General features: G+C 63.5%; 5 protein-coding genes. 3 read left to right on the top strand and 2 right to left on the bottom strand.

Going from position 1 to position 6,126, the window contains the following annotated elements:
• Nucleotides 1-2,965, top strand: a 2,965-nt coding sequence (locus ACMO6A_RS11865; protein ID WP_418471318.1) for an EAL domain-containing protein, incomplete at its 5' end; no start/stop codon positions are given.
• A 115-nt stretch (nt 2,966-3,080) separates the two neighbouring features.
• Nucleotides 3,081-3,503: a PaaI family thioesterase gene (locus tag ACMO6A_RS11860; RefSeq protein WP_009306430.1), complete on the top strand. Its 423-nt coding sequence runs from the start codon at nt 3,081-3,083 to the stop codon at nt 3,501-3,503.
• On the opposite strand, the gene ACMO6A_RS11855 is transcribed toward ACMO6A_RS11860, so the two are convergent.
• Nucleotides 3,500-4,870, bottom strand: coding sequence for a sensor histidine kinase (locus tag ACMO6A_RS11855; RefSeq protein ID WP_009306429.1), 1,371 nt, complete (start codon nt 4,868-4,870; stop codon nt 3,500-3,502). The genes ACMO6A_RS11860 and ACMO6A_RS11855 overlap by 4 nt on opposite strands.
• Nucleotides 4,863-5,543 carry a response regulator transcription factor gene (locus ACMO6A_RS11850; RefSeq protein WP_009607858.1) on the bottom strand — a complete coding sequence of 227 codons (681 nt, stop codon included), beginning with the start codon at nt 5,541-5,543 and terminating at the stop codon, nt 4,863-4,865. Before ACMO6A_RS11850 ends, ACMO6A_RS11855 begins: the two co-directional genes overlap by 8 nt.
• 178 nt (nt 5,544-5,721) lie before the next feature.
• Here ACMO6A_RS11850 and ACMO6A_RS11845 point away from each other — a divergent pair, with 178 nt between their 5' ends.
• Nucleotides 5,722-5,928: a hypothetical protein gene (locus ACMO6A_RS11845; protein ID WP_009306427.1), complete on the top strand. Its 207-nt coding sequence runs from the start codon at nt 5,722-5,724 to the stop codon at nt 5,926-5,928.
• The last annotated feature ends 198 nt before the right edge of the window (nt 5,929-6,126 follow it).

Genomic DNA, 6,126 nt, shown 5'->3' with positions numbered 1-6,126 from the left:
GGGCGTCGTCTGCGCTACCGTGCTCGCGCGCAGCGAGATACTCAAACAGATGGAGATCGACGCGTACGATCTGTTCTCGGAGCGCGTGGCGAGCCGTGCGGGTTATCTGGAAAACGATATGATATTCCGCTGGTCGGACTTCGATCCCGTGGTGGAAAGCGCGACCGCCAGCATTGACAAGGCGCTGGCCGCGGCTCAGGCAACGTCGGCGGATATCGAAACCGGGTCCGATCTGGCCATCTCCATAATCGAGGCGACTTCCCAAGACCTTCTGGCCTATTCTCATCGCGCCGAAGTCGACGGCGTGTTCCTCGTGCTGGCTGACGGCGCAGAAGGACAATCGGACAATCGGACGGCGCTGTACATCCGCGACTCGAACCCCAAGGTGGAGGTTGCCAACGGTTCCGATCTCATGTTGGCCGCCTGCCCCATCAGCATCGGGCGACAGCTGGGCGTCACCCTCGACAGCATGTGGTCCGCCACGTTCCCCTTGGCAGCCGAGGGTGAAAGCCGGAGCGCATTCTATTACGAGCCCGTGCGCGCTGCCGAGCGCTACCCTGAGGCCAGCACGAACGATCTGGGTTACTGGGGCCGTCCGGTCGACTTCGGATGGGCGGGAACCCCTTCCATTACGTACAGCAAGCCCATCAGGGATGCGCAAGGGGGCATCGTGGGCGTCATAGGCGTGGAAGTGCGCCTCGACCGCGTTGCATCCTTCTTCCCGTATCGCGATCTCGCCAGCAGCGGCAACGGTTCGTACGTGCTGGCCATCACGAACGAGGACGGCGGCTTCGTCCGAGACGGCGGCGTGGCGCCGCTGCCGGACAAGGAGCGGGTGTACGAGGCGCTTACCACCACCGGCGCATCGCAGAGCCTGTATCTGAAGGAGTCTGCGTTCTCCGCGTCGATCGACGGCGCCGGACGCATGGTGGTAGATCCGGCGGACGACGCTTCCTCCGACGCGCGAGCCGTCGCCAGTGCAGCCGAGATCCAGCTCTACGACAGCACGTCCCCGTTCGCGTACGAGCATTGGGCGCTCGTCGGGCTTGAGCGCGAAGGCGAGATGTTCTCCGCATCGAAGACGCTGTCCGACAACCTCACCGCCGTGTTCGCCGCATCGCTCGTGGTGGGCTTGCTGATTGCCGTCGTCGCTGCGTGGCTGTCGTCCTCACGTTTGCGGCATCTCATGTCCGAGGTGCGCGCGGCGCAGCCCGAGCAGCCTATTGCGTTCACTCCCACGGGCATCGTGGAGGTCGACGAGCTGTCCGAGGCCATCGAGTCGATGGGCGAGGAAGTGGCCATGACCGCATCGCGCCTATCGCGCATCCTGCGCCTGTCCGACCGCGGCATCGGCGCCTTCGAGTACAGCTACGAAACAGATGTCATCACCTTTACCGACGGGTTCTTCGCCACGTTGTCGACGCTGGAACCTCCTGATCCCTCGTACTTCGATCCGCAGCGCATTGCGACGGGGTCGTTGAGCGCGAGCGAGTTCGAGAGCCTTATGAAATGGTACGTTCCCTACATCGAGGTGGAGGAAGAGGGCCGCTACCTCTTCACGGGCCCGCATCGAACCTCGTGGGTTCGTCTCGTGGTGGTGGAAAGCGGCGAGCACAACCGCGTGCTCGGCCTCGTGGAGGACGTGACGCATGAGATCGAGACGCGTCGCCGCATCGAGCATGAGCGCGACCATGACATCCTCACCGGGCTGTTCAACCGCCGCGCATTCGAGCAGGAGGTTACCGACCTGCTCGCGCAACGCCCGCCTGCGCTGGGAGCGATGCTGATGCTCGACCTCGACAACCTCAAGTTCATCAACGATATCTACGGGCACGATTGGGGCGATCAGTACATCAAGGCGGCGGGTTGCGTGGTGGACGAGGCGTTCAGGGACAAGGGATTCTACTCGCGCATCTCCGGTGACGAGTTCCTCGTGTTCGTCGACGTATGCCCCGATCGCGCATCGGTGGAAGACCTTTTCGCCACGTTCCGCGCCATGCTCGATGCCAGCTCCATCGTGGCGCCCGACGGAAAGACGCTCAAGGTGCGCGCGTCCATGGGCGCAGCGTTCTATCCCGAGGATGCGACGGACTTCGCTCACCTGCGCGAATACGCCGACTTCGCCATGTACCTGGCGAAGAGCAGCCGCAAGGGGGATCTGTTCTCGTTCGATCGGCAAAGCTACGAGGAGAAGTCGTTCATCGTCAACAACAAGGAGGACTTGAACCGCTTGCTGGAGGAGGGTCTCGTCGAGTATCACTTCCAACCCATCGTCGACCTGCGTGCGGGCGAGCCGGTGGCGTACGAAGCGCTCATGCGCTCGCAGTTGGACACCATTCCGACGCCCGACCAGGTTCTGGCGCTGGCGCGCTCGCAGTCGAAGCTCTACCGTGTGGAACACCTCACGTTCTTCGGCGCGCTCGAGGCGTTCTCCCGTTATCCCGAGGCGCATGGAGCCACTCTGTTCGTGAACAGCATCGCTACGCAGCGCTTGTCCTCCGACGACGAGCTCGTACTGAACGAGCGCTATCCGGACCTGCTCAAGCGCCTCGTCATCGAGATCACCGAGAGCGACTACAGCCGCGAGATGGCGTTGTACAAAGAGGCGCTGGCGCGGCGCTTCGGCGCGCGTCTCGCCATCGACGACTTCGGCAGCGGCAACAACGGCGAGACGTCGCTTTTGGACTACCACGTGGACTTCGTGAAGATCGACATGGAGATCGTTCGCGACATCGACGTGGCGAAAGATCACCAAGACATCGCCCGCAACCTGATCGGGTACGCGCATGATCGCGGCATCCGCGTGATCGCGGAAGGAGTGGAGACCGAGGCCGAGCTGCGAGCGTTGCGCGAATTGGGCGCCGATTACGTGCAGGGCTACCTCACCGGGCGGCCTGCTCCTGAGCCGCGCGATGTCGACGACGAGGTCAAGCGCCTCATCCGCAGCCTGAACGACGCGCGGTAGGGGAGGGACGGCAGCGCGGGTCTGTCCGGTGCCGCGATGGCGCGCTGCGGGTATACTTGACGAAAAACCGCACGGAGGCCGCGACGATGCGGCCTCGTTAACGAAGGAGGCTTCCATGGCGTTGACCGATACGCTGCACATCGAGACCGTTTCCGCCGACAAGCGCCACGTCGAGGCGACGATGCCCATCGTGCCCGAGGTTTTCCAGCCGCACGGCTACCTGCACGGCGGCGCCACCATCGCGCTGCTGGAAACGGTGGCAAGCATCGGCACCGAGCAGAACACGGATTTCGACAAGGAGCGTCCCTTCGGAATCGACGTGCAGGTTCGCCATCGTAAAAGCGGCAAGGAGGGCACGCTGCGCGGCGTGGCCGACCTCGACCGCGAGGAGGTGTCGGAGCGCACGGGGGCCGTCAAGCAGTACTGGAACGTGGCGGCGTACGACGATGCGGGCGACGTGGTGTCGGACGGCGTGATCATGACGAAGATCGTATCGCTCGCCCGCCTCGCCCAGAAGGAGCAGGAGCGGACGTCTTAGAGCGAATCGACTCTTTTAGACGCGTTTGCGGGCAGCGTGACGACGACGACCGTGCCGCGCGGTTCGTTGGGTTCGAGGGCGATGGAGCCGCCGTGCGCTTCCACGATGTGTTGCGCGAGCGAGAGCCCCAGCCCGTAGCCGCCCGTCTCGCGCGAGCGGGCCTTGTCGGCGCGATAGAACCGCTCGAATACGTGCGCGCGGTCTTCGGGGTCTATGCCGCAGCCCGTGTCGGCCACCTCGACGACGCACTGTTTCGGTCCCGATGCGCGCGTGCGCACGGTTATCTCGTCGCCGGGCGCGGTGTACTTGAGCGCGTTGTCCAGCACGATGCCCAGCAGCTGCCGCAACTTGTCGGCATCGGCCTCTATCGTTTCGCGCGAGCCCGTTTCCACTTCGAGGCGCTTATCTTGGAGCGTGGCGAAGTCTTCGTAAGCTGCGCACGCTTCGCGTACGAGCGCGTCGAGGTTCACCGCGCTCGCATCGAGCGACGAGCGCCCGGCATCACCCAGCGACAGCTCCATGAGGTCGTCCACCAGCCGCGCGAGACGCTTCGTCTCCGAGGTGATGGCGTTCACGTCCTCGAAGCGGTCGACGATGCGGCTATTGGGGCTGTCCAGCAGCAGCTCGCCGGTGGTCTGGATCACGGCGAGCGGCGTGCGCAGCTCGTGCGAGGCGTTCTGCACGAATTCCGTCTGCGCGCGCATGTTCGCCACGATGGGCTTGAGCGTGCGCCGCGAAAGCAAGTAGCTTGCGCCCGCTGCCACGACGACGGCTGCCGCCAAGTAGACAATCAACGTGCGCGTGAAGCCGTCTAGAATGGCGATCTCCGAGTCGACGTTCACCAGCGTCTGAAGATACGTGGTCTCGCCTTCGTCGTTTGCCGCATACGTGATGCCGCGGTACTCGTGACCCCCCGCGGCAATCTGGTAGACGCGTTCGAGGTCGTTCTTGTCGAAGGGGATATGGCGCAGGAAGGAAGGATAGGAGGCGTACAGCCCCACGGTCTCGAGAAGGTCGCCCTGCTCGTTTCGTATGAGCGTGATGAACTGCGGATCGGCGTCCACGATGCTCTGCTGAAGCGTGAGGGAGAGGTCGTCGATCGCCGTGGCGTCGGAGGGGGCGGCGCCGTCGGGCTCTTCTACCACGACGTCGTCGACGATCGCGGATCCGCTGCCGGCGGCATCGAGGGTTATGTAATCCGATTCCATGCCAATGGCCTGCAGGTTTTCGTCGGCGTTTCGGTAGATATTCGAGCTCACCATGGAGTAGACGCCTGCGCCCAGCAGCGCGAACAGCAAAGCGAACACGAAGAACAGCAGCGCCGTCTGCCGAACCAGCTCTCGACGGATCAGCGCGCGCTCAGTCATGATCGTCCTCCGTGAACAGGTAGCCTGCTCCGCGGATGGTCTTGATGTAGCGATCGTAGCCGGTCGGAGCCAGCGCTTTGCGCAGCGCGCTCACGTACACCTCCACGACGTTCGAGGACGTGTCCGACATGAATCCCCATATCTTGTCGAACAACCGCTCTTTCGAGATGAGACTGCCCTGGTGGCTGACCAGGTATTCGAGAATGTCGTACTGCTTGCCTTTCAGAGCAAGGGGCTCGTCTGCGATGAAGGCCTGCCGGGTTCGCGTGTGCAGCGCAAGCTCCTTGAACGCAACGATGCCCACGTCGCGCCGGCCCGTCGTGCGGCGCAGGATGGCCTCGATGCGGGCGAGCAGCTCGTCCCGGTCGAAGGGCTTTGCGAGATAGTCGTCGGCTCCCGAGCGCAGGCCGCGAAGCTTGTCGGCGGTCGCGCTCCGAGCCGTCAGCATGAGCACGGGCGTGTCCACGCCTTGTGCGCGCAAGGCTTCCAGCACCGAGAAGCCGTCGCGTTCGGGCAGCATCACGTCGAGCACGACGAGGTCGTACACGTCCTGAGCGGCGTAGAACAGGCCTTCTTCGCCGTCGAACGCCTGGTCGACGGCGTAAGCGTCCCGCAGGCTGCGGGCTAGGGCGTTTGAGAGGAGTCGGTCGTCCTCCACGATCAGCAGTTTCATGCGGTCATTCTAGCACGCGCAACCTGAAACGATCCTGAAACCGACCCCCTCGGCAAGCTTCGGCGGGGAGACGCGAAAAACATCGCCGCGGTTCAGGAAGTTTTAAGGCGGCTTTCGTTAGACTGGCCGCCGGAAGATATCGAGACGACGCGCAGAAGTGCGCAGTGAGGAGTCGACGATGGGGTCGAAAGGGTTCAAGGTGCTCGTCGGAGTGCTGGTTGCGGTTATCGTCGTGCTGGGAGGTTTGCTGGTTGCCAAGAACCTGCTTCCCGAAGCGGGAGGAACCGATGCGCCGGAGACTGCGAAAACCCGAAACGAAGCCACGGCTCAGGACGTCATAGCGGAGCCGACGCCCTCGGTCGAGGGCGAGACGTACGTTCCCTGATCGACATCGGCAATCTTGGCATCGTGAACTATAGAAAGGAACGCAATTGTGAAAAGCATAGTAGGCAAGTCCGTGACCGTCGTGCTTCTGCTGGCCGTTGCGGGCGGGCTGGCCGCTTGGCTCGTGTTCGGCGACAAGATATCGGCGGCGCTTTCCGGTGAGCCTCAGACCGTTTCGCCGCTGACCGCTCCCGTGGAG

It is taken from the genome of Eggerthella sp., assembly GCF_048329335.1.
Taxonomy (GTDB): Bacteria; Actinomycetota; Coriobacteriia; order Coriobacteriales; family Eggerthellaceae; genus Eggerthella; species Eggerthella lenta.
Note: the sequence above shows the minus strand (reverse complement) of the source record. Positions and strands in the feature narration are given on the sequence as shown.

Excerpts from the sequence above, each read along its gene's own strand:
- ACMO6A_RS11855 (WP_009306429.1), bottom strand. The coding sequence starts at position 4,870 with ATGACTGAGCGCGCGCTGATCCGTCGAGAGCTGGTTCGGCAGACGGCG.
- ACMO6A_RS11850 (WP_009607858.1), bottom strand. The coding sequence starts at position 5,543 with ATGAAACTGCTGATCGTGGAGGACGACCGACTCCTCTCAAACGCCCTA.
- ACMO6A_RS11845 (WP_009306427.1), top strand. The coding sequence starts at position 5,722 with ATGGGGTCGAAAGGGTTCAAGGTGCTCGTCGGAGTGCTGGTTGCGGTT.
- ACMO6A_RS11860 (WP_009306430.1), top strand. The coding sequence starts at position 3,081 with ATGGCGTTGACCGATACGCTGCACATCGAGACCGTTTCCGCCGACAAG.